The following is a 25,781-nucleotide window of genomic DNA, read 5'->3' as shown; positions in this document are numbered from 1 at the left end:
GGCGTCAATCCTTGAAGTGGGCGGTATCGGCCAGGTCGGAGATGAACTCCTCGAAGTCTCGGGCCTCGCGGAAGTTGCGATAGACCGAGGCGAACCGGACATAGGCCACCGGATCGAGCGCGCGCAACGCGTCCATCACCAGCTCGCCGATCTGGGTCGAGGGAATCTCGCTCTCGCCGGAACTCTCGAGGCGGCGCACGATGCCGTTCACCACGCGCTCCATCCGCTCCGGATCGACCGGCCGCTTGCGGCAGGCGACCTGTATGGAACGCGCCAGCTTGTCGCGATCGAATTGCACGCGCTGCCCGTTCTTCTTGACCACCGTCAGCTCGCGCAGCTGCACGCGCTCGAAGGTCGTGAAGCGCGAACCGCAGGAGGGGCAATAGCGCCGCCGGCGAATCGCCGAATTGTCGTCGGTCGGCCGCGAGTCCTTAACCTGTGTGTCCTCGTGACCGCAGAATGGGCAGCGCATCTAGTTCCCCTATTTGTTCCGGCTTTGCGCCTTGTCAGTCGCGGTAGAGCGGGTAGCGCGCGCAAAGGGCATGCACCTTGGCGCGGACCTGGGCTTCGACCTGGGCGTCGCCGTCCGGACCGTTCTTGGCGATGCCGTCGAGCACGTCGGCGATCAGATGGCCGATCTGCTGGAACTCGACGACCCCGAAGCCACGCGTCGTTCCCGCCGGCGTGCCAAGGCGTACGCCCGAGGTGATCGTGTACTTCTCCGGATCGCCCGGGATGCTGTTCTTGTTCGTCGTGATACCGGCGCGGTCGAGCACCTTCTCCGCCGACACGCCTGTCGCCTTCTTCGGCCGCAGGTCGACCAGCATGACGTGGCTGTCGGTACCGCCGGAGACGATCTTCAGGCCGCGCTCGGTCAGCGTCGCCGCCAGCGCGCGCGCATTGTCGATCACGTTCTGCGCATACACCTTGAAGTCGGGCTTGAGCGCCTCGCCGAACGCCACCGCCTTGGCGGCGATGATGTGCATCAGCGGACCGCCCTGCAGGCCGGGGAACACCGCCGAGTTGATCTTCTTCCCGAGTTCGGCGTCGTTCGACAGGATCATGCCGCCGCGCGGGCCGCGCAGCGTCTTGTGCGTCGTCGTCGTCACGACATGGGCATGCGGCAGCGGGCTCGGGTATACGCCGGCCGCGACCAGGCCGGCATAGTGCGCCATGTCGACCATGAAGTAGGCGCCGATCTCGTCGGCCACCTTGCGGAAGCGCGCCCAGTCGATGTGGCGGGAGTAGGCCGAGGCGCCGGCGATGATCAGCTTCGGCTTCTCGCGGCGGGCCGCCTCCTCCATCTGCTCGTAGTCGATCAGGTGCGTGTCGGGCTTCAGCCCGTAGGACACGACCTTGAACCACTTGCCCGACTGGTTGGCCGGCGAGCCGTGGGTGAGATGCCCGCCCTGGTCGAGCGCCATGCCGAGGAACGTGTCGCCCGGCTGCAGCAACGCCATGAACACGGCCTGGTTGGCCTGCGCGCCCGAGTGCGGCTGTACGTTGGCAAACGAGCAGTCGAAGAGCTTCTTCGCGCGCTCGATCGCGAGATCCTCGGCCTTGTCGACCTCCTCGCAGCCGCCATAGTAGCGGCGCCGCGGATAGCCCTCGGCATACTTGTTGGTCAGCACCGAGCCCGCGGCCTCGAGCACGGCGCGCGAGACGATATTCTCCGAGGCGATCAGCTCGATCTGCTCGCGCTGGCGATGGAGTTCACCCTTCAGGACGGCGTCGATCGCCGGATCGGACTCGGCGACGCCCATGGTGAACATCGGCAGCGGGGAATCACCCATCTTGGCAGCGGCTTGGCTCATGATACTCAACCCTTTGAAAGCTTCTCGACTCGGCCGACATGGCGGCCGCCTTCGAACTTGGTAGCGAGGAACATCTTCAAGGCCTCGCGGGCGACCTCGATGCCGGTCAGGCGCTGACCGAAGGCGATGACGTTCGCATCGTTGTGTTCGCGCGAGAGCCGCGCCGAGGTCACATCGTGCGCGAGGACTGCGCGAACCTTGGGATTGCGATTGGCCGCCATGGAAATGCCGATCCCGCTGCCACAAACGAGGACGCCGCGCTCGGCCTTGCCCGCAGCGATAGCGTCGCCCATGGCCCGTCCGAAGTCGGGATAGTCGACGGATGCGGTCGAATGGGTGCCGAGATCCAGCACCTCGTGACCTGCTTCCTGCAGGTCGCGCTTGAGAATTTCCTTCAGGTCGAAGCCGGCATGATCCGACGCGACCGCGATGGCGCCCCCCGGCATATCGACGATCGACCCCCTCTAGCTATTGAGCCCCCCGATACCATATCCGGGGGCGCGATGTCACCGTTTCGCAAAATCGTGGAAAGTGACCCACAAGACACTGAAACGGCTCAGGAAAATCGTCTGCCTGATACGACGATCGCCGCTGCGAGGGCCTGGAGGGCCGCCGCCACCAGAAATGACACAAGATAGCTGCCCATCCAATCGCGCAAGCCACCGAATATAGCCGGCGCGAAGGCAAACACCGTTTGGTTGATGGCGGTCACGAGAGCGACCACGGTCCCGACATCGGCGAGCCGGAACTCGCGCTGGGCGATCAGCGGCGGCAGGGAGACCAGGTTCCCAACCCCCAGTCCAAACAGGATACAGCCCGCCGTCAGCACAGGGCTGCCCTCCCCCAGCGCCAGCAGCAGCGAGCCTGCGGTCTGCATCAGCAGGCTGGCCGCCGCGACGAGCCTGCAATCATGCTCGCCCAGAAACGCCCCCAGCAAGGTACGTCCCACGACGGCGCAAACCGTGATCAGACTGATCGCCCCAGCCGCCAGGCCTGGCCCGAGCTCAGGCTCGAGCCTTGCGATCAGATGCGCGAAGAGCCCGATCTGTGCGAACAGGCCGAGGGCAAAGGCCAGTGAGATCGTCAGGAAACGCGGCTGCCGCAGAAGGGCAAGACGCGGCAACGGCAGCGCCTTCGACACGGCGACTGTCGGCTGACGCCGCAGGACGCGGCATGCCAGGGGGCAGACGATCACAACCATAGCCACGCTCACGAGGAAGGCTGCCGGCGCCAGGCCGAAGCCGCTTGCGAGAGCCATCCAGAGTGGCACGAACACGATGCCGCCGACGCTCGCGCCGTTGAACGCCATGCTCAGGGCCTTGGGCCGATCGCGCTCGAACCAGGGCGACACCATCGCATTGAGCGCTGCCCCACTCATTGCGGCCCATCCCGCGCCGCTCAGCAGCAGAGCGGGCACGAGCTGTCATGGCTGCTGCGCACTCCCCCACGCAATCGCACCTGCCGCGCCACACAGCGTGCCGATCACCGTGACACGCACCATGCCGAAGCACCGGTAAGCATCGGGCAAGGTAATGATCAGGACGGCGCTCACGAGGTAATGCGCCGTGATCGCCGCAGACAGGATCGAGAGCGACCAGCCGCGCGTCTGATGCAGCACCGGCAGATAGACGGCTGGCCCGTAGAAGCCCACGCCCCAGCCGAATACGGCAACGACGAAAGCGGTCCAGCGGACTCGCGCGCCGTGGCGGTCGGCCCCTTCGCTCATCCAGGCCGGCGCCACAGGACCATCAGTTCGCGGCGGATTTCGAAGCCCAGGTGATGATAGAGGTCGATCGCCGGCCTGTTGTCGGGCCGAACGTGCAGGAATGGCCCTTCGTCGTTGTCGAAAGCCAGCCGCATCAGCCTGCGCACGAGCCTGGCCGCGTGTCCCTGTCCCCGCGCCTCCGGATGGACGCAGATTGCGCTCAGCTCGACATGGCCCGGCACGCGCAGCCGCTCGCCCGCCATGGCCATGAGCCGATCTGCCTTCCAGACGCCGAGATAGCGGCCCAGCAACGGCGTACGGCGGCCGAACGGACCGGGTTGGGCAAGCGCCACGAGATCGAGCATTGCCCCAGCGTCGGCGGACGAGAGTGTCGAACCTGCGTCGTCATCCTTCTCCGGAGTCCGCGTCGCCACCATCTGCAGCATGGGGAAGCGACCGAGGTCCTCCCAACCGGCTGGAAGCGGCTCCTCCATCGGACGGAACAGGCGTGCCTCGGTGCCGACCGGAAGATCCGCGGCAAGGTCGGCGTAGGCCTGATCGGACGGCTCGAGGATCGCGGAGAATGGCGCGATGTCGCGCGGATAGTGGCGGGCCGCTCCACGGCCGATGGCGTGATGTCGATGCGGCCCCACGAGGGCGTGCCAAACCGGATTGTCCAGAACGTTGATCGTCATGCCGCGCGAAGTAACATGAGCGGTGAAAGTCGACTCGCCGGAATCGGACTCCATCGTCATGCTCGACCACGAGGTCTGCGAACGCGCCCGCGTCGGTCGTGACCGTCGCTACGACGGCCGCTTCTTCTCCGGCGTACGCACCACCCGCATCTACTGCCGGCCGGTTTGTCCGGTGCGCCCCGCCCAGGGCAAGAACGTCCACTTCTATCCGACGGCCGCCGCTGCCGAGGTCGCCGGCTTCCGCCCGTGCCTGCGCTGCCGGCCCGAGACGGCCCCCTTCTCGCCGGCGTGGCTGGGCTCACGTACGACGGTGCAGCGCGCCATGCGGCTGATCCGCGACGGCGCGCTCGACCGTGCGGGCGTCGACGATCTTGCCGAACGGCTCGGCATCGGCACGCGTCATCTCGACCGGCTGTTCCAGCGCCACATCGGCGCCAGCCCGCTGCAGGTCGCGCGGACACTGCGGGTCCAGCGGGCCAAGCGCCTGCTCGACCAGACCCAGCTGCCAATGCTGGAGGTGGCCGTGCGCGCCGGCTTCACCAGCCTGCGCCGGTTCAACGCCGTGTTTGCCGAAGTCTACCGGCGAACGCCAAGCGACATACGACGGCTTGCGCCGAGGGTTGGTCAGGTGCCGAAAAAGAAAAAGCCCGGCTGATGCCGGGCCTCTCCCTGATCGAGCCGTTTGGCCCTACTTCTTCATCGGGGACGACTTGCCGTCCTTCCAGACGTAGATGTCGTAGACCGCGTCCTTGATGTCGCCCTTGGCGTCGAACTCGAGCACCCCGACGGCCGAGTCGAACTTGCCCGAGCGCAGCGCCGCGGCGACCTTGGCTGCTTCGGTCGACTTCGCCTTGTTGGCGGCATCGGCCCAGGCCTTCACCGCGGCGTAGCTGAACAGCGTGTAGCCTTCCGGATTGTACTTGGCGTCGCGGAACTTCTTCACCAGGGCGGCATTCTTCGGGTCGTCCTCGGCCTTGGGCGGGAACGACATCAGCACGCCGTTGGTCGCCGCGCCGCCCAGCTGGGCGAACTCGGCCGTCTCGAGCGAGTCGAAGCCCATCATCTGCGCGGCCAGGCCTTGTTCGCGCGCCTGCTTGATGATCAGCGCGCCGGCGGTGTGGTAGCCGCCCAGTACGATGATGTCGATCTTCGCCTGCTTCATCTTGTTGATCAGCGCGGCGAAGTCCTTGTCGGTGTCGTTGTAGGCCTCGTACATCGCCTCGCGCAGGCCGCCCTTGTTCAGGGCCTTCTTGGTCTCGTCGGCCACGCCTTTGCCGTAGGGCGACTTGTCATGGAGGATCGCAACCTTGGCGTCCTTCTTGTTCTTCAGGATGTAGGCGCCGACCGTCGCGCCCTGCACGTCGTCGCGGCCGCAGGTGCGGAACACGGTGGTGTTGCCCTTGCCGGCGGCGTCGTCCGTCAGCTTCGGATTGGTCGAGGCCGGCGTGATCTGCAGGATCTTGCCTTCCTTGTAGATATCCGAGGCCGGGATCGACGAGCCGGAGCAGAAGTGCCCGGCCACGAACACGACCTTGTCCGACACCATCTTGTTGGCGACCGCGGTTGCCTGCTTGGGGTCGCAGGCATCGTCGCCGATCACCAGCTCGAGCTTCTGGCCGTTGACGCCGCCGGCGGCATTGATGTCGGCGACCGCCATCTCGGCGCCGCGCTTGAGCTGCTCGCCGAACGCGGCGTTCGAGCCGGTCATCGGACCGGCCGAGCCGATCTTGATCTGGGCAAACGCGGGCGTCGCCATCAGCGCAACGGCGGCAACGGCCAGCGTGCCGTACAACTTCTTCATCCGAGTCTCCCTGTTGATTGAGCCCCCTCCGCTGCTGCGGAGCATGACCATTACATTAAGGCCGGTCGTCCCAACCCAGCAAGCCTTTGCGCCGGTAGAGCCACGGATACTGGCGCACCATCTGGCGCGCCCGCGTGAGCCTGAAGGCAAAGGCCGCGATCGACAATTGTACGGCCCAGCCCAGTGCAAAACCGGCCAGCGACAACAACTCGCCGCCCGCCAGGGCATAGTCGAGGAAACGCAACGTGGCCGACAGGAGCGCCGTGTAGAACACGATCTGCGGCCAGGGCCGCCAGGTCAGCGCGACGGCATGGCCGGCCGCGAACGAGGCCGGCCCGATCAGCACGAGGTTGAACACGACCACGTTGAACAGCGTGTCGCCGAACCAGTCGAACATGAAGGTGTCGAGCGGGCTCATGCGTGGCCGCCCTCGAGATAGGCCGCGCGGACCTCCTGGTTGGCCAGCAGCTCCTTGCCGCTGCCGCTGAGGCGCACCCGGCCGTTGGCCAGCACGTAGCCGCGATCGGCCAGGCGCAACGCGTGGAAGGCGTTCTGCTCGACGAGGAAGATCGTGACACCCTCCTCCCGGGCGATGCGGCCGATCGAATCGAAGATCTGGCGCACGATCAGGGGCGCGAGGCCGAGCGACGGCTCGTCGAGCAGCAGCAGCCTCGGCCGGCTCATGAGGGCACGGCCGATCGCCAGCATCTGCTGCTCGCCGCCTGACAGGGTGCCGCCACGCTGGTCGCGCCGCTCGGCCAGCCGCGGGAACATGGCGAAGACGCGGTCGAGGTCCGACTTGAAGTTGGCCGGATCGCCCAGGATCGCGCCCATCTGAAGGTTCTCGTAGACGCTCATGCGCGCGAAGATGCGTCGCCCCTCGGGCACCTGCGCCACGCCGCGCCGCACGATCTGGTGGGTCGGCAGCGCCGTGATGTCCTCGCCGTCGAACACGATGGTGCCGCTGTGCGCGCGGGGATTGCCGCAGATCGTCATCAGCAGGGTGGATTTCCCCGCCCCGTTGGCGCCGATCAGGGTCACGATCTCGCCGCGCGCCACCTCGAGATCGACCCCATGCAGGGCCTGGATGGCACCGTAGAAGGTCTCGACGCCGTTCACCGACAGGAACGAGGGTTCAGGCATCGAGCGCCTCCTCGTCGGTGCCGAGATAGGCGCGGATGACGGCCGGGTCGTTGCGCACGGCCAGGGGAGCGCCCTCGGCGATCTTGCGACCATAATCGAGCACGACGATGTGGTCGGAGATGTTCATCACGACGCTCATGTCGTGCTCGATCAGCAGCACGCCCATGCGGTCGCGATCCCTTATCGAGATCAGCAGCTGGTTGAGCTCGGCCGACTCGCGCGGGTTCAGGCCGGCCGCCGGCTCGTCGAGGCAGAGCAGCACCGGCTCGGTGCACATCGCGCGGGCGATCTCCAGGCGCCGCTGGGCGCCGTAGGGCAGCTCGCCGGCAGGCCGGTCGGCATCCGCCAACAGGCCGATCCGTTCCAGCCACAGCCGCGCCAGCTCGACCGAGGCCGCCTCGGCACGCTGGAAGCTAGCGGCGCCGACGAGACCGAGCAGGCTCCAGCCCGATGCGCGCATCAGCTTGTTGTGCTGCGCCACCATCAGGTTCTCAAGCACCGTCATGCCGGAAAACAGGCGGATGTTCTGGAAGGTGCGCGCCACCCTCGCCTTCTGGCCGATCTCGTGGCCGCGCATCCGCTCGAGCAGGAATTCGCCGCCAGCACTGCGCAGGGTCAGCCGGCCGATCGTCGGCTTGTAGAAGCCGGTAATGCAGTTGAAGACCGTCGTCTTGCCGGCGCCGTTGGGCCCAATGACGGCCGTGATGGCCTGCGACCGGGCAGTGAACGACACGTCGTCGATCGCAACCAGTCCGCCGAAGCGCATGGTGAGGTGCTCGACCTCGATCAGTGGCCCTGCCGACGGGGGCGCCGTCATCCGCCGCCTCCCGAGCCGGCGGGATGCAATCGGATCGACGGCTCGCGGTGGGAGATGAGGCCGCGCGGCTTGAACACCATGATCAGCACCATGGCGAGGCCGAAGGCCAACATGCGGTAGTTGCCGAGATCACGAAACCATTCGGGCAGGCCGATCAGCAGCACAGCGGCCAGCACGACGCCGATCTGGCTGCCCATGCCGCCCAGCACGACGATCGCCAGGATGATCGCCGATTCGATGAACACGAAACTCTCGGGGCTGATGAAGCGCTGCTTGGCGGCAAAGAAGGAACCGGCGAAGCCCGCGAACATGGCGCCGATCGCGAAGGCCGTGAGCTTGGTGTTGGTCGGGTTGATGCCGAGCGCCTGGCAGGCCGTCTCGTCCTCGCGCAGCGCCTCCCAGGCACGGCCCACCGGCAGGCGCCGCATGCGCTGCGTGAAGAGGTTGGTGATCAGCGCCAGGCCGAGGATGATATAGTAGAGGAAGATCAGCCGGTGGTTGCCGTCGAAGGCGATGCCCAGCATCTCCGACACGGTCTGCTTGCCGGGCGGCGGAGTCTCGGCGAACACGGCGCCGAACAGGGTCGGACCGGGAATCGAGCCGATGCCGGCCGGTCCGTTGGTCAGGTCGAACCAGTTGAGCAGCACGAGGCGGATGATCTCGCCGAACCCCAGCGTCACGATGGCCAGATAGTCGCCGCGCAGGCGCAGCACCGGAAAACCCAGCACGATGCCGAACAGTGCCGCCATCATCCCGGCGAGCGGCAGGACCGTCCAGAAGCCCAGCCCGTACTGCGTGCTGAGCAGCGCGTAGGCGTAAGCGCCGACCGCATAGAAGGCGACGTATCCCAGGTCGAGCAGGCCGGCGAGGCCGACCACGATGTTGAGCCCCCACCCCAGCATCACGTAGGTCAGGATCAGCACGCCGAGATCCATCGTCTTCTGGTCGGCGAAGGGCGTGAACGGCATCAGGACCGCCGCCGCCAGCAACAGCCAGCCGAACCATTTGACGCCGGCCTTTCCGAGCGCCACGCCGGACGGCGTCCGCGCCGCGACGCCCATGGCGTCGTTGGCCCACGGCCAGATCGCGCGGATCACCAGCAGCACGCCGCCCAGCGCCACGAACCAGTGCAGGAAGCCGGACGGCAGCTTCATCGGCGAGGCGCCGGCCGCCATCATCGCCACCCCCAGAACGATGGCGGGCCAGCGCAGCCCGTTCGCCGCCATCGAGAGGCCGAGCCGGCCGATGAAGATGACGAACACCGCCACGGCGAGATCGACGAGGTGATAGTCGAAGCCCAGGCCCTTTCCGCCGCCCTGGTCGACGGTGCGGAAGCCGACGATAAAGATGCCCAGCGCGGCGGCGACGAACGCGGTGAGCCCCGCATCCTTCAGCATGAGAGGCAGACGCGGGCCCATCCGTCAGACCTTCTCGATCTCCGGTTTGCCGAGCAGGCCGCTCGGCCGGAAGATCAGCACCAGCACGAGGATCGCGAAGGCCGCGACATCCTTGTATTCGCTCGAGAAGTAGCCGGCCCAGAAGACCTCGATCAGCCCGATCAGCAGCCCGCCCAGCATAGCGCCAGGCAGCGAGCCGATGCCCCCCAGCACCGCCGCGGTGAAGGCCTTGATGCCGGCCAGGAAGCCGATGAAGAAGTCGACCACGCCGTAGTACATCAGGAACAGCATGCCGGCGACGGCGGCCAATGCCGCGCCCAGCACGAAGGTGAGCGAGATGGTGCGGTCGACATTCACGCCCAGCAGCGCCGCCATCTTCATGTCCTGTTCGCAGGCGCGCTGCTGGCGTCCCAGCGAGGTTTTCGCGATCACCCAGGTGAAGCCCGCCATCAGCACGACCGTCACCAGCACGATGATGATCTGCAGCCAGGTGACGCGCACGTCGAAGCCGTCGGCGGTAAAGAGGTTGAAGCCGCCGGACACGACCTGCCCACCGGGTTTGGGTCGCGCCCCCTGCGCCAGTTGCACGTAGTTCTGGAGGGCGATCGACACGCCGATGGCGGAGATCAGCGGGGCCAGCCGGAACGAGCCCCGCAACGGTCTGTAAGCCGTTCGTTCTATCGCCCATCCGTAGACGGCGGAGAATGACATGGCCAAGAGCAGCACGAGAACGATGGCGATGGGTGCCGAGCTGATGCCGAGGCTTCCGCAGATGACGAAGCCGATCAGCGAGATGAAGGCGCCGATCATGAACACCTCGCCATGCGCGAAGTTGATCATGCCGATGATCCCATAGACCATCGTGTATCCGATGGCGATCAACCCGTAGATGGCGCCCAGCGTGATTGCGTTGATCAGCTGTTGCGTGAAATACGCCATGCCCTGTTTGTGTCTCCCTGCCCTTGCGACCTACGATGCTTTCTCGGGGACTGGCAAGCTCAAGATGGGCGGCCTGCAAATCGTGGACCACAATGGGGCATCGCAGGACGGCCGGGCGTGGCCGGGCCGAATTGTCCCTTGCGCTCCTCCGTCCAAGTGCCGATTAAAGACGGCCATGGACACCCCTTCCTACGACGTGATCGTCATCGGCGCCGGCCCGGCCGGCCTCACCGCCGCCACCGAAGTCGCCCGCGCGGGCCTGAAGGCGCTCTGCCTCGACAAGCTTGCGCCCGGCGGCGAGATCATCAACCTGGGCCAGTTGCACGATTTCGAGGAGATCTTCGACGGCACGACCATGGCCGCGCGCCTGACCGACGATGCCGTCGTCGCTGGCGTCGAGATCGGCTTCGGCGAAGTCACAGCGATTTCCGGCAATGGGCCCTTCGAGATCGAGACCGCCGACGGCGAGCGCCATACGGCGCGATCCCTCGTGGTTGCGACCGGCATGAGCAAGGGCAAGCTCGGCCTTCCCGGCGAGGAAGAATATGAAGGGCGGGGCCTGTCCCACTGCGCGAACTGCGATGGCCCGCTCTATGCCGGCCAGCCGGTGATCATCGCCGGCGCCACCGGCTGGGCGCCGTACGAGGCCGCCGTCCTCGTGGGCATCGCCGGCGAGATCACCATGCTCGGCACGCCGACCGGCCCGGTACCGGAAGGCGTCACCGCCCGGCCGGGGCGCATCGTCGGCCTCGAAGGCAGCAATGGGCTTGAGGCGGTCACGGTCGAAAACGACGGTCAGCGAGACCGCATTCCGACAAATGCGGTGTTCGTTTACGAGGGCCGGTCTCCCGCTGCGGAATTCCTGCCGGATTCGCTTGCACGCGACGCCACGGGGCATATCGTTGTGGACGAGGCGGGCCAGACCGCCCAGTCGCTGGTGTTCGCCGCCGGCGACGTTCGGTCCGGCTCCAAGGAATACCTGGCCAACGCCATCGCGGACGGCCAGCGCGTCGCCAAGTCGATTGTCGCGGCGTTGAACAAGTAGCGTGGAGGGAAACGAACATGCGCATCTTCAATCCGAGCTTCGGCATGGCCGCCGCCGGTCCTGCCAAGGTGACCTTGCAGCCCGTCAACTGGGCGACGGACGCCATCGCCCTGATATCCAACTCGAAGCCGAATGCCCGCGAGCTGCTGGAAGGCGTCCGCGCCATGCTGGGCGCGCACCGGCCGGTCGACAATATCCACTTCCATGCCAAGAACAGCGCCAGCCAGCCGGCGCCGAAGGAACTGATCGAGAAGGTCGCGAAGAACTACAAGGCAGCGCTACTAGCCTTAGGGGATTGAGGAAGCTGTTCATCGTGGAGTTTCCACGACAGCCTCGAACTCGAGAAGCTCGGCATCACCGCTTTCGTGATCGCCACTGAGACTTTCAAACCGCTGGTCCTGGCGCAGGCGAAAGCCCGCAAGGTCGAGGCGCGCATGATCGTGGTCAAGCATCCCGTCGGCGGCCTCAACGCCGAAGAGCTGCGGGAACGTATAGAAGCAGCGACCAAGGGACTGACCGAGGCCACAGGCAAATGAAGGACATCGCCGAACAGGAAGTGATCGACATCGGCGACATGGATGTCGAGGCCTTCAACGAGTACGCCAACGAACAGGGCTGGAGCGACGGCATGCCGCTGTTCGTGCCCACCGAGGCGAAAGTGGCGAAGTTCGTCGAGACCGTGCGCGGCGACAACCGCCCCTACCCGCCGGTGCCGCCGCGCCAGGTCGTTCCGACGCTGCAGGCACTGGCGGCAAATGCCGTCATGGCCGGCTGCAAGCCCGAATACTTCCCGGTCGTGACCGCCGCCCTGCGCGGCGTGCTCGACCCGGAGTACAATCTCCACGGTACGCTCGCGACGACGCACTCCTGTGCGCCGATGGTCATGGTGAGCGGCCCGATCCGGCACGAGCTCAACATCAACTGCGGCACCAACTGCTTCGGCCAGGGTCGCCAGGCCAATGCCACGATTGGCCGCGCGCTCGGGCTGATGCTGCTGAACGTCGCCGGCGCCAAGCCGGGCGAAATGGACCGCTCGACCCAGGGCAATCCCGCCAAGTTCACCTTCTGCTTCGGCGAGAACGAGGAGGAGAATCCCTGGGCGCCCTATCATGTGCAGCGCGGCTTCGCGCCGACCGACTCGGTCGTGACGGTGATGTCGGGCGAAGGCCCGCATAACCTCAACGACCATGGTTCGACCACCGGCGACGGGCTGCTGACCACCTTCGCGGGCGGCATGTCCAACCCGGGCTCCAACACGATCTACGGCAAGGGCCCGATGTTCGTCATCATCGGTCCCGAGCATGCCGCGACCCTGAAGCGCGACGGTTTCACGATCGACAGCATCCGCGAGGAGCTGTGGAAGCGCTCGCGAGTCCATCTCTCGCGCGTCTCGAAGGAAAACCTCGTGACGTACGAGACCACCGGCCACAAGCCGGACGGTGACTGGCTGTCGATCGGCCGCGATCCGAAGGACATCCACATCACGGTGGCGGGCGGTGCGGGCAAGCATTCGGCGTTCATCCCGTCGTTCGGCGGCACCACCGTCGCCTGCACGCGCATCGCCCGATGAGCGACCCGTCGTGAACGAGTGGTGCGGCTGGCCGGTCGTCGACGAATCGACGGCCTGGGAGAACGCACAGCAGATCCTGGCGGAGGCCGAACTCTCGGACGGCCTCCCGCTGGTCCCGCCCACGCAGAGGCGGCTCGACGCCATGATCGCCGGTATCGCCGGGCGGGCGGACTCCCTCGGAATGATGCCGCCGATGTTCGGCGACATCACGCCCGAGTCCGTCGCCTACCAGTGCGTGATCGCGGGCTGCCTGCCGGCCGAACTGCCCGTCGTCCTGGCGGCGGCGCAGGCCATGCTCGAACCGGACTTCAATCTCCTCGGCATCGCCACGACCACCGGCAGTGCCGCGGTCGCGCTCTGCCTCCACGGCCCGATTGTCCGCACGCTGGGCGTCAACGCGCTGACCAACACGATCGGTCCCGGCACCCGCGCCAACGCCTGCATCGGCCGCGCCCTGCAGCTCTGCCTGCGCAACATCGGCGGCGCCAGATCGGACACGGGCGACATGGCGACGATGGGCCAGCCCGCCAAGTACACGCTGTGCTTCGCCGAGAGGAACGACGGTCCCTTCCCCACCTTCACCGAACGCCACGGCCTCAGCAAAGACGAGAGCGCCCTCACGGTGATGGGCATTTCAGGCACCGCCGAGGTGCTGCCCGGCGATGGAGAAGGCGCCACGCCCGCGGCGATCCTCGACCCGGTCGTTGCCGGCATGCAGGCCGAGATCGCGATGTCGGGCCAGAGCCGAAAGAGCGGGCGCGGCGAACAGGTCCTTCTCCTGCCGCTCGAACTGGCCGAGAAGATCGCGCGGCACGAGGGTTGGGACATCAGGCGCGTCCAGCAATACCTGTTCGACCAGGGCAAGGACGTCGCCGCCTCCCCGGAGGCGATCCATCCGATCGTGACCGGCGGCGCCGGCTACAAGATGGCCTATCTGCCGATCTGGGGCGGCGGCTCGCAGATGGTGATGCGTAAGCTCTGACCGCAGTCGCCAGCCCGGCGGGCCCCGCTACTTCAGCAGCCTGCGGACGAGCCCGTAGAACAGCCACATGCCGAAGCCCCAGAGGGCATAGACGATCGGCACCACCACAACCCCCGGCAGCCGCCAGCCGCCGCCGATCGGTGCACCCTTGATCGGCAGGACGACGAACCAGTTCACCGCCAATACCAGCGTGATCGCGAACAGGATCCAGCCCAGGGCGCCTTTCAGGATGCCGGGCAGGCGTGCGACGACGAAGGCGCCGAGGGCACCCCAAAGACCTCCCCAGAAGGCTTGCGACGCGATGGTCGGGATGCCCCAAGGCGGCACCGGCCGCATGCTGTAGAGACTGGGCCGGCCGAAGCCGAGTTCCGCAGCGGCGTAGAAGCCCCACTGGTGAAACACCAGCACGCTCAGCACGCCGGCGACAAATCCCGCAACCGCCATCCGCCAGAATTTTGCCATCACGTCACCCGTCCAGGCCACCGCTCGCGCCATGGATGCGCCTGCTCGAGCTGGGCAGCCAGTGACAACAAGGTGGCTTCGGCACCGTAGCGTGCCACGAAATGCATGCCGATCGGCAGGCCGTCTTCGGTCCACTCGAGCGGTACCGACATGGCCGGCACACCGGCGGCATTGCAGACCGAGGTGAAGGCCACCATCGGCGCGAGCCCGGCCTCGTATTCCTCCAGAGTGCCGTCCATGCGCACGGTGCCCAGCGGCAGCGACGGGCGGGCAATCGTCGGCGAGAGGAGAATGTCGAACCTCTCGAAGAAGGCGCCGAGTTGCCGGCCGGTGCGATGGAAGGTCTGCACCGCGCGGATATAGTCGTGGGCGCTGATCCTGCCTCCCTGCTCCGCATAGAGCTGCGTTACTGGCTCCAGATCGCCAGGACCCGGCACGCGGCCATTGGCACGCACCTGGATGTTGGTGAAGGTGTTGGCGCACATCACGGTTCCGAAGGCGATGCCGGTCGCGACCGGATCGTAATCTGGCACCGCCTCTTCGACGTGATGACCGAGCACTTCCAGGCGCTTCGCCGCCTGCTCGACAGCCGCGACCAGAGCCGGATCCATCGTCTCCCAGCCGACCGGCTTGCGCAGGAAGGCGATGCGCAACCGCGCCGGGGACCGTCGCGTCGCCTCGAGGAAGGAGCCTTCGGCCTCGGGCGCGCGATAGGGATCGCCCGGTTCGCCGCCCGCGAGCGCTTCGAGCAGGGCCGCGCTGTCGCGCACGGAAATCGAGACGCAGAGCTGGGCGCCCGCCCCGGCGAGGGTCTCGCCGATCGGCGCCAGGCTGATACGGCCACGCGAGGGCTTCAGCCCGAACAGGCCACACAGCGAGGCCGGGATACGGATCGACCCGCCGCCGTCGGTCGCGTGCGCCATCGGCAGCGCGCGTGCCGCCACCACCGCTGCCGACCCGCCGGAGGAGCCGCCGGGCGACAGGTCGGCGCGCCACGGATTGACCGTGGCGCCGCCAAAGGCGGGCTCCGTGGTCGGTGCGAGCCCGAACTCGCTGGTGTTGCTGCGGCCCGCGATCACGAGGCCAGCGCGACGCATGCGCGCCACCGCCGCGCTGTCATGCAAGGCCACCGGTTCCTTCGCGAAGAAGCGCGAGCCGACCGTGGTCGGCGTGCCGGCGCAATCGGCCATCAGCTGCTTCACGACGAAGGGAATGCCGTGGAATGGCCCGTCGCCCGCCGCCGCGATCGACTTCCCGAGCAGCTCGTCTTCGTAGAAGTCGGTGATGGCGTTCAGTTCGACATTGGCCTCACGGAGGCGCGCCAAGGTGGCGTCAAGTACCTCGCGCACGCCGATCTGGCGGCTGCGGACCAGCTCCGCGACGGCCAGTGCATCACGTGTCGCGAACAGGTCTTCCAACGGTCAGTTCCGCCAGCGCTCGAGGTTCGCCGCCACGAAGGCGTCGTCGTGCAGCTCGGGATAGGTCGCGTAGAGCCGGTCGATCCCTTCGCTCTGGCCGGCGCTGAGCTTCTCATGCGGATCGAGGCATTCGACCGACTGGAGCAGCCCCTGCCGCCGCAGGATCTCGTGGCAGCCCGGAATGCAGCCCGCGAAATCATGGTCGACGTCGAACACGACGCTGTTGCAGTCCGTCACGAAGGAATCCAGCGCCAGTATCTCGGGCGGGATCGCGCCGTTCGAGACGGAAAGTTTCAATTTCTCCAGCATCTTCACGGCGCCACGGGTCCAGACGCTCCAGTGGCCGAGCAGCCCGCCCTGGAAGCGCAGAGTCACCTCGCGGTTGCCGGTGCGCACGACCATCGGCGTAACAAGATCGGCCACGATGTGATCGTCGTTGCCGGTGTAGAGGGTGATGCGCTCCTCGGCGTGCGCCGCCGCGATGCCGAAGCAGACGTCGAGCGTGCGGTAGCGGTTGAACGGCGCCACCTTGATCGCCACGACATTGTCGATCGCGGCGAAGCGGGCCCAGAATTCGCGCGACAGCTTGATGCCGCCCACCGCCGTCTGCAGGTAGAAGCCAATCAGCGGCATCTCCTTCGCGACCGCGGTGCAATGCTCGATCAGCTCGTCCTCGCTGACGCCCTTCAGCGCCGCCAGCGACAGCAGCACCGCGTGATAGCCGAGCGATCGCGCCGTGCGCGCTTCCTCGACCGCCTGCGCCGTCTTCCCGACGGCGCCCGCGATCATGACCAAGGGCCGGTCGGTCCAGTCGCGCGCCGTCTCGATGGCGAGTTCCAGGACCGGGCGATAGAGCCCGACCTCGCGGATGGCGAACTGCGTGGAATGCACACCCACCGCCAGCCCGCCGGAGCCGGCATCGAGATAGTAGCGGCTGAGCGCGCGCTGCGACGGCCGGTCGAAGTTGCGGTCGGTGTCGAGCGCCAGCGGATGCGCGGGGATGACGGTGCCCTGCCGCAGCAGGGACAGAACCGGCGCCGGAAGTTCGCGCCAGTGGAGGGCCTTGTCGGTGCTCATGCCTGCATCCTATCCCAATTCAGGGCCCGCGAGAGCGAAGACGTGCGAAGGATCGTCCAGTCCCTTGGCGGTGCCCAGGGTCATCCGCATGTAGCCTCGGGGCGAAGTCGCTCCCTGCCCCTGGAGCCAGGCGCGGACGGCTTGATGCGCCTCCGGCACGTCGATGATGAACGGTCCCGGCGCGGCCGAGGCTGCTCGCGAGATCAGCGTCAGGGCGATGGCCTCGCGGTCGGCCACGACCGGTCCCAGCGACGTCGCCACCCGGCCTTCGCGGCCCAGCACGAAGCCCACGATCTTGCCGCCCACGTCTTCGGCCAGCCAGGCGCGGCCGGGCTGACGCAAGGCCAGGTGCATCAGGATGGACGGGCGTTCCATGCCAGTGAGCGGCCGGTCGTATACTGCCAGCCGCGGCAGGTCGGCGGGCGTGATCGGCCGGATCGTGACGCCGGGCGGCGGCGCGACAGCCTCGGCCTTGACCCCGTCAAAGTGCCAGCGCGCGATAGGATAAAGGTCTCGAAAACCGAGCGTCAAGTAGATCGGCCGCCCCTGCTCCGTCGCATCGAGGCCGGCGACGGCGTCCGCCGCACGAACCTCTTCGATGCAGCGTTTCAGCAGGCTGGTGCCGACGCCGCCCCGGCGACGCTCCTTCGTCACCAGCACCATGCTGATCCAGGCGAGCTTCTGGCCAAGCGGCAGGATCAACGAACTTGCCTGCCACGTTCCGTCCGGCACCGTGCAGCCGAAGCCGCGTCCGGCGCCCAGCATGAATCGCCAGTCGGCGACGTTCTGGTTCCAGCCTGCCTCGATCGACAGCGGCCACACCGCGTCGCTCTGCTCGGGATCGATCGGCTTGACGTCCAACGCGTCAGTACTTGCCATCGCGCACCTCGTAGTGCGTGGGCTTGTTCAGAGTGGCCATGTCGCGTTCCAGCCAGTCGGTGGTCCACTCGATCATCTTCGAGAGCGGCACGCTGGGGGGCCCGAATTCCTTTTCCATGCGCCTTGCATCGTTCAGCCAGCCGGTCGGGGCCTCCTTGCCCGTGAGCGTCGGTGTCTTGCCCAGCAACTTGCCGAACTCCGCCGCCAGCCAGCGGATCTCGATCGTCTCCAGCCCGGTGACGTTGATCGGTGTCGTGGGCGTGGTTGCGCGCGCGAGGCAGCGCAGCGCGACGGAATTGGCATCGCCCTGCCAGATGACATTCACATGGCCCATCGACAGGTCGATCGGCTCGCCGTCTCGCACCTTGCGGCCAACGTCGTGCAGGACGCCGTAGCGCATGTCGATCGCATAGTTGAGACGGAACAGCCGGCCGGGCGTGCCGTGGCGCGCCGAAAAGTACTCGAACATGCGTTCGCGGCCGACGCAGGAATTCGCATAGTCGCCGGAGGGTGGCACCGGCGGCGCCTCCTCCGTCGCTCCGCCGCTGTCGACCGGCACGAACGGGTAGACGCATCCCGTCGAGAAGGCGACGATGCGCGACTCCTTGAACACCTCGGCGACCATCGCCGGCACCTGCACGTTCATCGCCCAGGTGAGCGGCACGTCGCCGGTTGCCCCGAACTTGCGGCCCGCCATGAACACGACGTTGTCGGCCTTTGGCAGGCTTTCCAGCGCCGCCCGGTCCAACAGGTCGGCCGATATTGGCTCGACACCCGCCTTCTGCAGCGCCTCCCGCACGCCCGGCTCGCTGAAACGCGCCACGCCCATCACGCGCTTGGAAGGCGCAGCGCGCTTGGCCATGCGCGCCAGAGTCGGGCCCATCTTGCCACCGACGCCCAGGACGAGAATGTCGCCCGGCGTCGCCGCCAGATCAGCCACCAGTTCGGCGGACGGGGCGGTCATGAAGTCCTCGACGGCTGCGACGCTGTCGAAGCGAGCCGGAAGGTTGGTACTCATTTCTTGCCTCCAGGATGGGCCGGAACCAGGCGTTCACGCGGAGCGTCGGGCATCGACCGAAGCGCCGCGAAGTCGAGATCGACACCGACCGCGAAACCCGGGCACCCGAGCGATCCCAGGGCCAGTGCGCCGTCCCTGACCTTGAGCCGCGCCGGCCTGCCCGGCTGCCGCTCGTAGAGATCGGGATGTGCGGCCACGAAGGCATTCTGTTCGCCCTCGGAGGCCGACGACATGCCGTCGATGAAGTGATGCGCGTTGCGCTCGACATGCGTGAGGCCGAGCAGCGACACCAGTGCCAGGTCCTGCTGCACGCTGACGCCGGGCTGCGTCGTCAGATCCTCGGCCGACATGAAATAGCCGGGCCCGAGTCTGGCGACGCGCGCGGCGTTCAGGATCGACTTGTAGAAGCCCTTGCAATTCTTGGTCGAAACGCCGGCATAGCCGAGCTTCAGCGCCTCGGGGAAAGTCGACAGCTCGCCATCGGACTCGTCGACGATGACCGGACGGTATTTGGCCAATGCCGTCACCGGCCGGCTGAGCGCCGCCTGGCGCTTGATCGGCTGCTCGATGAACAGCGTCGCCTTGACCATCTTCGCGAGCGCCGGCGTCTCCTCGACCTTGCGCCACAGTTCCACGATGCCGTCGACATCGTCGTACTGCTCGTTTCCATCGAAGGTAACCTTGTAGTCGCCCGCTCCGGCGTCGAGCACGGACGCAATGCGCGTCAGCCGGTCGAGGTCGGCCCTGACGTCGCCGCCGACCTTCAGCTTGTAGTAGCGGCCGCGATAGTAGGAGACGACCTCTTCCAGCGTCTCCGGCAGCCCGTCATTCACGCGCTCCGCGGCGGGACGCTCGGCTTTCGTCAGCGGATCGACCAGGCCCACCGTGTGACGCAGATCGATCGACGGGCGTGGCTTCAGCCCCTTGAGGAAGCCCGAGAGATGATCGCCGTCGATATCGGGCGTCAGATCGGTCGCTGAGATACCCGGCACATTGGCCGTGATCATCTGTGCAAAGGACTGCCCGGTCGCCTTGCCAAGTCCATCGACGATCGCGCGGTCGAGCAACGCCGGCCCATAGGAGGCGACCAGCGGATTGAGGCCGAGCTCGGCGCCGCGCGCGATCTGCTGACGATAGTTCCCGGCATAGAGGCCGAACGGCGTATCGAAGCCACGTGCGGTGTAGTGGTCGATGGCGAGGTGCAGGGCCTGGCGGAGCTGGTCGAGATTCTGGGCGTCGGAGAAGTCCGGGCTCTTTTCGAACCACTTGGCGCCTAGCGCCTCGGCGGCGACGCCCTCGCTGGTACGGCCATCCTCCAGCGCAATGCGCACACGGATGATCGCCTGGATGCCCTGCGTCACGGTGATGACGCCGAAGCGGAACGGCAGGCGCAGGCGGTGGTCGCGCTCGAAGCGGTCGACCGCCTCAACCTTCACTTTCATGCAGTTTGCTCCAGCAGACCTTGAACATAGCCGATCATGCGCGCCGCGCAGGTCGGACCGTCGGGCTCGTAGACGAAGGGTTCCATGGCGATCCAGCCATCATAACCGGTGTCGCGCAGCGCCTCGACCACCTGGGCGAACTTGTCGGCGCCCTCGCCCGGCCCGCGCTTGTTGCGGTCGTTGAACTGGACGTGCGCCATCAGCCCGGTGGGCATCCAGCGGCGGACGGCATCGGCGACCGGCTCCTTCTCTTCCAGGCTGGAGGCCAGCGTGTCGATCATCAGCCGGAACGCTGGGCTGCCGATGCGCCGGACGACAGCTTCGGCCTCGGCCAGCGTATTGACGAAACTGCAATCCGGTCGCGCCAGCGGCTCCAGGCAATAGACCACACCGGCCTTCTCCGCAGTGGCGGCAGCGGCGGCCCAGGCTTCCTCGACCCGCTTCGCGTCATCCGGTTGGGCCACGCGGCGCTGCGCGGGCGACCCATGAACGAGATAGGCGCCCCCCAGTTCAGCGCACAGTTCGATGGACGACAGCATCACATCGACACTGCGCCGCCACACCACCCGATCCTCGGTGGAGATCGACAAGCCCGCCGGCGCTGCCAGGAGCCAGTGGAGCCCGCTCACCTCCACGCCGGCGTCGGCACAGGCCCGGCGCACGGAAGCACGCCCGGCGGCTGGCATGCGCCATGCATCGTCGCCCAGGGTGAAGGGCGCGACTTCCAGCCCTTCGTAGCCGAGCGCCGCGGCCAGAACGCATTGGCGCTCGAACGACAACTCGCGGATGACTTCATTGCAGAGGGAAAGCTTCACGGACGAACCTCGCCTTGACGGGCAAATGCGCGTTCGCCAGTCTCATCGCATGGGGGCACATGATATCAGCGGGATGAAAGCGATGAACAGTTTCATCGCTCGGCGCGCATGACGAAATTCGGCGCCATGGCCAACCGCTACTGGCCGACGCTCGCCCTCTTCGCCTTCCTGCTGGCGAGCTGGCAGGCCGCCGTCACCTTCGGGAACATCCGCGAGTATCTCCTCCCCGCCCCGCTTTCGGTCTGGAACGCGCTCTGGCACGGCGACACGGTCTGGTGGCCCCACCTCTGGACCACGACCCTCGAGATCATCGGCGCCTTCCTGATGGCCGCCGTGGTCGGGGTGGCGCTGGGCGTCGCGATCGCCTGGTCGCCCATTCTCGCCAACGCGCTCGTGCCGTTCCTCGTGTTCGTAAACACCCTGCCCAAGGTGGCGATCGCGCCTTTGTTCCTGATCTGGATGGGCTACGGCATCTTCCCCAACATGCTGATGGGCGCGCTGATCGGCTTCTTCCCGGTGGTCATCAATACCGCCGTCGGCCTGTCGCAGGTCGAGCCGGACATGCTCGATCTCGGCCGCGTCTTCAACGCGCCGAAATGGAAGATCTTCGTCAAGATCCGTATCCCCAACGCCCTTCCCTACATCCTGAGCGCGCTGAAGATCACCGCGACCGCCGCGGTGGTGGGCGCGATCGTCGGCGAGTTCGTCGCCTCCCAGCGCGGCCTGGGCTACGTGATCGTGACCACACAGAGCAGCATGAACACCTCCGTGGCGTTCGCCGCCCTGGTCTGGATTTCCGTCGTGGGCCTCTTGCTCTACGGCGCCGTCGTATTGCTGGCGCATCTCTGGGCCCCGTGGGCCGAGGGCGTCGATTGAGTTCGGGGAAGGGAAAAGGGAGACCGTCATGACTCGCACACTGTCGCTTGCGCTGGCCGCGTTGCTGGCCACGTCCGGCGCCGCCTCGGCGCAGGAAAAGTTCACCTTCGCGCTCAACTGGTTCGCGGTCGGCGACCATGCCGCCTATTGGGTCGCCCTCGACAAGGGCTACTACAAGGCCAAGGGGCTCGACGTGACGCTCGAAAACTCCAAGGGATCGGGCGATTCGATCGCCAAGGTCGATACCGGCCGCGCCGATGCGGGCCTCGCCGATGCCGCCGTCGTCATCGCCTCGATTGGCCGCGGCACGACCATCAAGACCGTCGGCATGGTGTTCGACAAGACGCCGCTCAACATCTTCAGCCTCAAGGAGAAGCCGCTCGCCAAGCCCAAGGACCTGGAAGGCAAGACGCTCGCCGCCCCTCCTGGCGATTCGCAGCGCCAGATGTTCCCGGCCTTCGCCAAGGTGAACGGCATCGATGCGGCCAAGGTTACCTGGGTGAACATCGAGCCCGCCGCCAAGATCGCCGCCGTGGCCGAGAAGCGCGTCGACGGTGTCGGCGACTACAGCACCGGCCTGCCGCTCTACGAGAAGGCTGCCGGCAAGGGCAATGTCGTGATGATGCCGTGGGCCGATTTCGGCTTCGACATGTACTCGATGTCGATCATCGCCAGCGCCAAGACGATGAAGGACAGGCCCAAGGCTCTGAAGGACTTCCTCGAAGCCTCCTACATGGGCTGGCGTGACGTCATGGCCGACCCGAAGGCCGCGATGGAGATCCTGAAGAAGCGCGTGCCCGAGGTCGACGTCGAGGTGATGACCCCCAACATGATGATCGGCCTCGGCCTGATGAAGACCGACCGCTACGCCAAGAACGGCATCGGCTGGATCGACGAGAAGAAGATGTGCGACTCGGTCGATCTCGTGAACGCCTACATGGGTCTGCCGAAGAAGGTCGAGTGCAAGAATGTCTACTCGACCGAGTTCTTCACCAAGGTCGCGATGCCGAACTGATCCGGGCAGTCGCGTCGCGTGGCAAAGGGACTGATCGACCTCGACCGGGTCGGCATGACGTATCAGGCGGCGAGCGGCCCGGTTGAGGCCCTCGCCGGCATTTCCGCCTCGATCGGGGCCGGCGAGTTCGTCTCGCTGGTCGGCCCGAGCGGCTGCGGAAAGTCGACCCTGCTGCGCATCGTGGCGGGGCTGCGTCCGGCCACGACAGGGACCATCACCGTCGCCGGCCGCACCGTGACGCAGCCGATCCCGGACATCGGCATGGTGTTCCAGGCGCCGATCCTGCTGAAATGGCGGTCCATCCTGGAGAACGTGCTGCTGCCGGCCGAGCTGGCCGGAAAGGACCCTCGCTCGCTGCGGTCACGGGCAGGGCAGCTCCTCGACATGGCCGGCCTCGGCGGCTTCGGCGCCAAGCTGCCGCGCGAACTGTCGGGCGGCATGCAGCAGCGCGCCGCGCTGTGTCGTGCCCTGCTACTCGACCCGCCGCTCCTGCTGATGGACGAGCCGTTCGGCGCGCTCGACGCCATGACGCGCGACGACATGGCCCTGGAGCTCCTGCGCATCTGGGGCGAGCAGGACGTCGCCCGCGAGGCCCGCAAGACCGTCCTGTTCGTCACCCACTCGATCCCGGAGGCGGTCTTCCTGTCCGATCGCGTGATCGTCATGTCGGCGCGTCCCGGTCGCATCGCTGCGGACCTGCGAATCGACCTGCCGCGACCCCGCACCGTGGAACTGCGGGCGACGGAGGCGTTCGGCAAGCTCAACCTCGAGATTTTCCGCGCCCTGACGGGCAAGACCGTCGTGGGCGCGGCTCTTTAGGGCGTTGGCGCGGCCCGCCCTGCCTGATAAGACGCGGGCGAAATAGCAGGAGCAGACATGGCCAACGCCGCCACCCCGATCAAGAGCGCCGCCAAGGGCATCAGCGCAGACGCCAGGGCCTTCGACTGGGAAGACCCGTTCTTCCTCGACGACCAGCTGACCGAGGACGAGATCGCCATCCGCGACGTCGCGCGCGACTACTGCCAGGACAAGCTGATGCCGCGCGTCCTGCTGGCCAACCGCAACGAGAAGTTCGATCGCGAGATCATGAACGAGTTCGGCGCGCTCGGCCTGCTGGGCTCGACGCTCCCCGAGAAGTACGGCTGCGCCGGCGCCAACTACACGACCTACGGCCTGGTCGCCCGTGAAGTGGAGCGCGTCGACTCCGGCTACCGCTCGGCGATGAGCGTCCAGTCCTCGCTGGTCATGCATCCGATCTACGCCTACGGCAGCGAAGAGCAGCGCATGAAGTATCTGCCCAAGCTCGCCACCGGCGAATGGGTCGGCTGCTTCGGCCTCACCGAGCCCGACCACGGTTCCGATCCCGGCGGCATGAAGACCCGCGCCGTCACGGTCCCCGGCGGCTTCAAGCTGTCCGGCTCCAAGATGTGGATCACCAACTCGCCGATCGCCGACGTGCTGGTGATCTGGGCCAAGCTCGACGGCGGCGCGATCCGTGGCTTCATCCTCGAGCGCAGCTGGAAGGGCATCGAGACGCCCAAGATCGAGGGCAAGTTCAGCCTGCGCGCCTCGGTGACGGGCGCCATCATGCTCGAAGACGTCTTCGTGCCGGTCGAGAACATGATGCCCAACGTCGCCGGCCTCGGCGGTCCGTTCGGCTGTCTGAACAACGCCCGCTACGGCATCGCCTGGGGCGCCATGGGCGCCGCCGAATTCTGCTGGAAGCAGGCGCGCAACTACACGATGGAACGCAAGCAGTTCGGCCGGCCGCTGGCTGCCACCCAGCTGATCCAGAAGAAGCTCGCCGACATGCAGACCGAGATCGCGCTGGGCCTCCAGGCCTGCCTGCGGGTCGGCCGCCTCAAGGACAAGGGCCATGCCCAGCCCGAGATGATCTCGCTGATCAAGCGCAACAACTGCGGCAAGGCGCTCGACATCGCCCGCGTCGCCCGCGACATGCACGGCGGCAACGGCGTCTCGGACGAGTATCACGTGATCCGTCACGCGATGAACCTCGAGGCCGTGAACACCTACGAAGGCACGCACGACGTCCACGCGCTGATCCTCGGCCGCGCGATGACCGGTATCCAGGCGTTCAGCTCCGGGGCCTGACCCCATCGTGCCACTGCCACCCCCCGGCGACATCGCGATCGTCGTCGCCGGGGCGCTGGCGGCCGGATTCGTCAATGGATTGAGCGGCACCGGCTATGCACTGGTGGCGCTGGGCTTCTGGCTGCAGGCCATGTCGCCCCTCACGGCCGCGCCCCTCACCGCCCTGTGCGGCGTCGCCGGCCACATCCAGTCTCTTCCCCGCATCTGGAGCGGCGTGCGCTGGTCGCGGCTGTGGCCGATGCTGTCGGCCGGCATCGTCGGCGTGCCGGTGGGCACGCTCCTGCTCAATCATCTGGAGCCGAGACCTCTCAAGGTCGGCGTCGGCGTCCTGCTGATCGTCTACAGCACCTGGATGGCCATCGTGCGCCGGCCGCCGATCATCACGGGCGGCGGCCGGCCAGCTGACGCGGCCGTGGGCCTCATCGGCGGCGTGATGGGCGGCATGGCGAGCCTCAGCGGCCCGGCGCCCGCGATCTGGGCGCAGTTGCGTGGCTTCGGCAAGGACGAGCAGCGCGGCGTCAACCAGCCCTTCAACATGAGCGTGCTGTTCCTGGCCCTCGTCTCGGCCGGCATTGCGGGCTTTCTCGACCGGACGTTTCTGATCTGGGCGGTTATCACCGTGCCGACGACACTGATCGGCGCGCGGATCGGATTGGCACTCTATGGCCGCATCAACGATGCCCAGTTCCGCCGCATCCTGCTCGGCCTGCTCTGCCTCTCGGGCCTGACGCTGATCGCGACCTCCCTGAGATAGAGCCG

At 66.9% G+C, this 25,781-nt stretch carries 30 protein-coding genes; 11 read left to right on the top strand and 19 right to left on the bottom strand.

The features are described from left to right. Positions 1 to 4 precede the first annotated feature (4 nt). From nrdR to Q7V45_RS09520, 6 genes are all read right to left on the bottom strand, one after another. On the bottom strand, positions 5 to 472 hold the full coding sequence (gene nrdR, locus Q7V45_RS09545; protein ID WP_304850666.1) for a transcriptional regulator NrdR: 468 nt from the start codon (positions 470 to 472) through the stop codon (positions 5 to 7). A 34-nt stretch (positions 473 to 506) separates the two neighbouring features. Then, on the bottom strand, positions 507 to 1,814 hold the full coding sequence (gene glyA / locus Q7V45_RS09540) for a serine hydroxymethyltransferase (protein ID WP_370692583.1): 1,308 nt from the start codon (positions 1,812 to 1,814) through the stop codon (positions 507 to 509). A gap of 5 nt (positions 1,815 to 1,819) precedes the next feature. After that, the gene (rpiB, locus tag Q7V45_RS09535) at positions 1,820 to 2,260 is read right to left on the bottom strand and encodes a ribose 5-phosphate isomerase B (protein WP_304850662.1); all 441 of its coding nucleotides are present in this window, start codon (positions 2,258 to 2,260) and stop codon (positions 1,820 to 1,822) included. 110 nt (positions 2,261 to 2,370) lie between these two features. Further along, a complete protein-coding gene (locus Q7V45_RS09530; RefSeq protein ID WP_304850660.1) occupies positions 2,371 to 3,231 on the bottom strand; it encodes an MFS transporter in 861 nt (286 codons plus the stop codon). A gap of 6 nt (positions 3,232 to 3,237) precedes the next feature. Continuing rightward, entirely contained in the window at positions 3,238 to 3,540 is a 303-nt protein-coding gene (locus Q7V45_RS09525; protein ID WP_304850657.1) for a hypothetical protein, read from the bottom strand. Then, a complete protein-coding gene (locus Q7V45_RS09520; protein ID WP_304850653.1) occupies positions 3,537 to 4,214 on the bottom strand; it encodes a GNAT family N-acetyltransferase in 678 nt (225 codons plus the stop codon). Before Q7V45_RS09520 ends, Q7V45_RS09525 begins: the two co-directional genes overlap by 4 nt. 58 nt (positions 4,215 to 4,272) lie before the next feature. Between Q7V45_RS09520 and Q7V45_RS09515 the strand changes: the two genes are divergently transcribed. Then, positions 4,273 to 4,869, top strand: coding sequence for a bifunctional transcriptional activator/DNA repair enzyme AdaA (locus Q7V45_RS09515; protein WP_304851046.1), 597 nt, complete (start codon positions 4,273 to 4,275; stop codon positions 4,867 to 4,869). 33 nt (positions 4,870 to 4,902) lie between these two features. On the opposite strand, the gene Q7V45_RS09510 is transcribed toward Q7V45_RS09515, so the two are convergent. The 6 genes from Q7V45_RS09510 to Q7V45_RS09485 are packed head-to-tail and all read right to left on the bottom strand — an operon-like array spanning position 4,903 to position 10,311. After that, positions 4,903 to 6,015, bottom strand: a complete 1,113-nt coding sequence (locus Q7V45_RS09510) for a branched-chain amino acid ABC transporter substrate-binding protein (protein ID WP_304850650.1) — start codon at positions 6,013 to 6,015, stop codon at positions 4,903 to 4,905. A 55-nt stretch (positions 6,016 to 6,070) separates the two neighbouring features. Then, positions 6,071 to 6,433, bottom strand: coding sequence for a DUF6867 family protein (locus Q7V45_RS09505; RefSeq protein WP_304850647.1), 363 nt, complete (start codon positions 6,431 to 6,433; stop codon positions 6,071 to 6,073). Continuing rightward, positions 6,430 to 7,158: an ABC transporter ATP-binding protein gene (locus tag Q7V45_RS09500; RefSeq protein ID WP_304850644.1), complete on the bottom strand. Its 729-nt coding sequence runs from the start codon at positions 7,156 to 7,158 to the stop codon at positions 6,430 to 6,432. The genes Q7V45_RS09505 and Q7V45_RS09500 overlap by 4 nt, the downstream gene beginning before the upstream one ends. Then, positions 7,151 to 7,975, bottom strand: coding sequence for an ABC transporter ATP-binding protein (locus Q7V45_RS09495; RefSeq protein WP_304850641.1), 825 nt, complete (start codon positions 7,973 to 7,975; stop codon positions 7,151 to 7,153). Before Q7V45_RS09495 ends, Q7V45_RS09500 begins: the two co-directional genes overlap by 8 nt. Further along, positions 7,972 to 9,393 (bottom strand): high-affinity branched-chain amino acid ABC transporter permease LivM, encoded by a 1,422-nt coding sequence (livM, locus tag Q7V45_RS09490; RefSeq protein WP_304850638.1) that lies wholly within the window; start codon positions 9,391 to 9,393, stop codon positions 7,972 to 7,974. The genes Q7V45_RS09495 and livM overlap by 4 nt, the downstream gene beginning before the upstream one ends. A gap of 3 nt (positions 9,394 to 9,396) precedes the next feature. Further along, complete coding sequence (locus Q7V45_RS09485) at positions 9,397 to 10,311, bottom strand: branched-chain amino acid ABC transporter permease LivH (protein WP_304850635.1); 915 nt, start codon at positions 10,309 to 10,311, stop codon at positions 9,397 to 9,399. Between the two features lie 175 nt (positions 10,312 to 10,486). Here Q7V45_RS09485 and Q7V45_RS09480 point away from each other — a divergent pair, with 175 nt between their 5' ends. From Q7V45_RS09480 to Q7V45_RS09460, 5 genes are all read left to right on the top strand, one after another. Further along, complete coding sequence (locus Q7V45_RS09480; RefSeq protein ID WP_304850632.1) at positions 10,487 to 11,356, top strand: NAD(P)/FAD-dependent oxidoreductase; 870 nt, start codon at positions 10,487 to 10,489, stop codon at positions 11,354 to 11,356. Between the two features lie 17 nt (positions 11,357 to 11,373). After that, positions 11,374 to 11,655 carry a hypothetical protein gene (locus Q7V45_RS09475; protein ID WP_295136256.1) on the top strand — a complete coding sequence of 94 codons (282 nt, stop codon included), beginning with the start codon at positions 11,374 to 11,376 and terminating at the stop codon, positions 11,653 to 11,655. 66 nt (positions 11,656 to 11,721) lie between these two features. Continuing rightward, the gene (locus tag Q7V45_RS09470; protein WP_304850623.1) at positions 11,722 to 11,892 is read left to right on the top strand and encodes a hypothetical protein; all 171 of its coding nucleotides are present in this window, start codon (positions 11,722 to 11,724) and stop codon (positions 11,890 to 11,892) included. Then, complete coding sequence (locus Q7V45_RS09465; protein ID WP_304850620.1) at positions 11,889 to 12,926, top strand: hypothetical protein; 1,038 nt, start codon at positions 11,889 to 11,891, stop codon at positions 12,924 to 12,926. Before Q7V45_RS09470 ends, Q7V45_RS09465 begins: the two co-directional genes overlap by 4 nt. A 10-nt stretch (positions 12,927 to 12,936) precedes the next feature. Continuing rightward, on the top strand, positions 12,937 to 13,908 hold the full coding sequence (locus Q7V45_RS09460; protein ID WP_304850617.1) for a hypothetical protein: 972 nt from the start codon (positions 12,937 to 12,939) through the stop codon (positions 13,906 to 13,908). Positions 13,909 to 13,935: 27 nt separating this feature from the next. On the opposite strand, the gene Q7V45_RS09455 is transcribed toward Q7V45_RS09460, so the two are convergent. The 7 genes from Q7V45_RS09455 to Q7V45_RS09425 are packed head-to-tail and all read right to left on the bottom strand — an operon-like array spanning position 13,936 to position 21,019. Continuing rightward, positions 13,936 to 14,403, bottom strand: a complete 468-nt coding sequence (locus Q7V45_RS09455; protein WP_304850614.1) for a hypothetical protein — start codon at positions 14,401 to 14,403, stop codon at positions 13,936 to 13,938. Then, entirely contained in the window at positions 14,370 to 15,788 is a 1,419-nt protein-coding gene (locus Q7V45_RS09450) for an amidase (protein ID WP_304850611.1), read from the bottom strand. The genes Q7V45_RS09455 and Q7V45_RS09450 overlap by 34 nt, the downstream gene beginning before the upstream one ends. Before the next feature lie 3 nt (positions 15,789 to 15,791). Continuing rightward, on the bottom strand, positions 15,792 to 16,865 hold the full coding sequence (locus Q7V45_RS09445; RefSeq protein ID WP_304850608.1) for a dihydrodipicolinate synthase family protein: 1,074 nt from the start codon (positions 16,863 to 16,865) through the stop codon (positions 15,792 to 15,794). Positions 16,866 to 16,874: 9 nt separating this feature from the next. Next, a complete protein-coding gene (locus Q7V45_RS09440) occupies positions 16,875 to 17,744 on the bottom strand; it encodes a GNAT family N-acetyltransferase (RefSeq protein WP_304850605.1) in 870 nt (289 codons plus the stop codon). After that, positions 17,731 to 18,762, bottom strand: coding sequence for an NAD(P)-dependent oxidoreductase (locus Q7V45_RS09435; protein ID WP_304850602.1), 1,032 nt, complete (start codon positions 18,760 to 18,762; stop codon positions 17,731 to 17,733). Before Q7V45_RS09435 ends, Q7V45_RS09440 begins: the two co-directional genes overlap by 14 nt. Continuing rightward, complete coding sequence (locus Q7V45_RS09430; protein ID WP_304850599.1) at positions 18,759 to 20,204, bottom strand: mandelate racemase; 1,446 nt, start codon at positions 20,202 to 20,204, stop codon at positions 18,759 to 18,761. Before Q7V45_RS09430 ends, Q7V45_RS09435 begins: the two co-directional genes overlap by 4 nt. Next, complete coding sequence (locus tag Q7V45_RS09425) at positions 20,201 to 21,019, bottom strand: sugar phosphate isomerase/epimerase (protein WP_304850594.1); 819 nt, start codon at positions 21,017 to 21,019, stop codon at positions 20,201 to 20,203. Before Q7V45_RS09425 ends, Q7V45_RS09430 begins: the two co-directional genes overlap by 4 nt. A gap of 108 nt (positions 21,020 to 21,127) precedes the next feature. Between Q7V45_RS09425 and Q7V45_RS09420 the strand changes: the two genes are divergently transcribed. The 5 genes from Q7V45_RS09420 to Q7V45_RS09400 are packed head-to-tail and all read left to right on the top strand — an operon-like array spanning position 21,128 to position 25,776. Beyond that, positions 21,128 to 21,895, top strand: coding sequence for an ABC transporter permease (locus tag Q7V45_RS09420; protein ID WP_304850591.1), 768 nt, complete (start codon positions 21,128 to 21,130; stop codon positions 21,893 to 21,895). Between the two features lie 28 nt (positions 21,896 to 21,923). Continuing rightward, entirely contained in the window at positions 21,924 to 22,910 is a 987-nt protein-coding gene (locus Q7V45_RS09415; RefSeq protein WP_304850588.1) for an ABC transporter substrate-binding protein, read from the top strand. 18 nt (positions 22,911 to 22,928) lie between these two features. Beyond that, positions 22,929 to 23,729, top strand: coding sequence for an ABC transporter ATP-binding protein (locus Q7V45_RS09410; protein WP_304850585.1), 801 nt, complete (start codon positions 22,929 to 22,931; stop codon positions 23,727 to 23,729). A gap of 57 nt (positions 23,730 to 23,786) precedes the next feature. Then, positions 23,787 to 25,022 carry an acyl-CoA dehydrogenase gene (locus Q7V45_RS09405; protein WP_304850582.1) on the top strand — a complete coding sequence of 412 codons (1,236 nt, stop codon included), beginning with the start codon at positions 23,787 to 23,789 and terminating at the stop codon, positions 25,020 to 25,022. A gap of 7 nt (positions 25,023 to 25,029) precedes the next feature. Further along, positions 25,030 to 25,776 carry a sulfite exporter TauE/SafE family protein gene (locus tag Q7V45_RS09400; protein ID WP_304850579.1) on the top strand — a complete coding sequence of 249 codons (747 nt, stop codon included), beginning with the start codon at positions 25,030 to 25,032 and terminating at the stop codon, positions 25,774 to 25,776. Positions 25,777 to 25,781: the final 5 nt, after the last annotated feature.

Origin of the sequence: Reyranella sp. (assembly GCF_030651995.1) — a bacterium.
Taxonomy (GTDB): domain Bacteria; phylum Pseudomonadota; class Alphaproteobacteria; order Reyranellales; family Reyranellaceae; genus Reyranella.
Note: the sequence above shows the minus strand (reverse complement) of the source record. Positions and strands in the feature narration are given on the sequence as shown.

Excerpts from the sequence above, each read along its gene's own strand:
- nrdR (WP_304850666.1), bottom strand. The coding sequence starts at position 472 with ATGCGCTGCCCATTCTGCGGTCACGAGGACACACAGGTTAAGGACTCG.
- glyA (WP_370692583.1), bottom strand. The coding sequence starts at position 1,814 with ATGAGCCAAGCCGCTGCCAAGATGGGTGATTCCCCGCTGCCGATGTTC.
- rpiB (WP_304850662.1), bottom strand. The coding sequence starts at position 2,260 with ATGCCGGGGGGCGCCATCGCGGTCGCGTCGGATCATGCCGGCTTCGAC.
- Q7V45_RS09525 (WP_304850657.1), bottom strand. The coding sequence starts at position 3,540 with ATGAGCGAAGGGGCCGACCGCCACGGCGCGCGAGTCCGCTGGACCGCT.
- Q7V45_RS09520 (WP_304850653.1), bottom strand. The coding sequence starts at position 4,214 with ATGACGATCAACGTTCTGGACAATCCGGTTTGGCACGCCCTCGTGGGG.
- Q7V45_RS09515 (WP_304851046.1), top strand. The coding sequence starts at position 4,273 with ATGCTCGACCACGAGGTCTGCGAACGCGCCCGCGTCGGTCGTGACCGT.
- Q7V45_RS09510 (WP_304850650.1), bottom strand. The coding sequence starts at position 6,015 with ATGAAGAAGTTGTACGGCACGCTGGCCGTTGCCGCCGTTGCGCTGATG.
- Q7V45_RS09505 (WP_304850647.1), bottom strand. The coding sequence starts at position 6,433 with ATGAGCCCGCTCGACACCTTCATGTTCGACTGGTTCGGCGACACGCTG.
- Q7V45_RS09500 (WP_304850644.1), bottom strand. The coding sequence starts at position 7,158 with ATGCCTGAACCCTCGTTCCTGTCGGTGAACGGCGTCGAGACCTTCTAC.
- Q7V45_RS09495 (WP_304850641.1), bottom strand. The coding sequence starts at position 7,975 with ATGACGGCGCCCCCGTCGGCAGGGCCACTGATCGAGGTCGAGCACCTC.
- livM (WP_304850638.1), bottom strand. The coding sequence starts at position 9,393 with ATGGGCCCGCGTCTGCCTCTCATGCTGAAGGATGCGGGGCTCACCGCG.
- Q7V45_RS09485 (WP_304850635.1), bottom strand. The coding sequence starts at position 10,311 with ATGGCGTATTTCACGCAACAGCTGATCAACGCAATCACGCTGGGCGCC.
- Q7V45_RS09480 (WP_304850632.1), top strand. The coding sequence starts at position 10,487 with ATGGACACCCCTTCCTACGACGTGATCGTCATCGGCGCCGGCCCGGCC.
- Q7V45_RS09475 (WP_295136256.1), top strand. The coding sequence starts at position 11,374 with ATGCGCATCTTCAATCCGAGCTTCGGCATGGCCGCCGCCGGTCCTGCC.
- Q7V45_RS09465 (WP_304850620.1), top strand. The coding sequence starts at position 11,889 with ATGAAGGACATCGCCGAACAGGAAGTGATCGACATCGGCGACATGGAT.
- Q7V45_RS09455 (WP_304850614.1), bottom strand. The coding sequence starts at position 14,403 with ATGGCGCGAGCGGTGGCCTGGACGGGTGACGTGATGGCAAAATTCTGG.
- Q7V45_RS09445 (WP_304850608.1), bottom strand. The coding sequence starts at position 16,865 with ATGAGCACCGACAAGGCCCTCCACTGGCGCGAACTTCCGGCGCCGGTT.
- Q7V45_RS09440 (WP_304850605.1), bottom strand. The coding sequence starts at position 17,744 with ATGGCAAGTACTGACGCGTTGGACGTCAAGCCGATCGATCCCGAGCAG.
- Q7V45_RS09435 (WP_304850602.1), bottom strand. The coding sequence starts at position 18,762 with ATGAGTACCAACCTTCCGGCTCGCTTCGACAGCGTCGCAGCCGTCGAG.
- Q7V45_RS09430 (WP_304850599.1), bottom strand. The coding sequence starts at position 20,204 with ATGAAAGTGAAGGTTGAGGCGGTCGACCGCTTCGAGCGCGACCACCGC.
- Q7V45_RS09420 (WP_304850591.1), top strand. The coding sequence starts at position 21,128 with ATGACGAAATTCGGCGCCATGGCCAACCGCTACTGGCCGACGCTCGCC.
- Q7V45_RS09415 (WP_304850588.1), top strand. The coding sequence starts at position 21,924 with ATGACTCGCACACTGTCGCTTGCGCTGGCCGCGTTGCTGGCCACGTCC.
- Q7V45_RS09405 (WP_304850582.1), top strand. The coding sequence starts at position 23,787 with ATGGCCAACGCCGCCACCCCGATCAAGAGCGCCGCCAAGGGCATCAGC.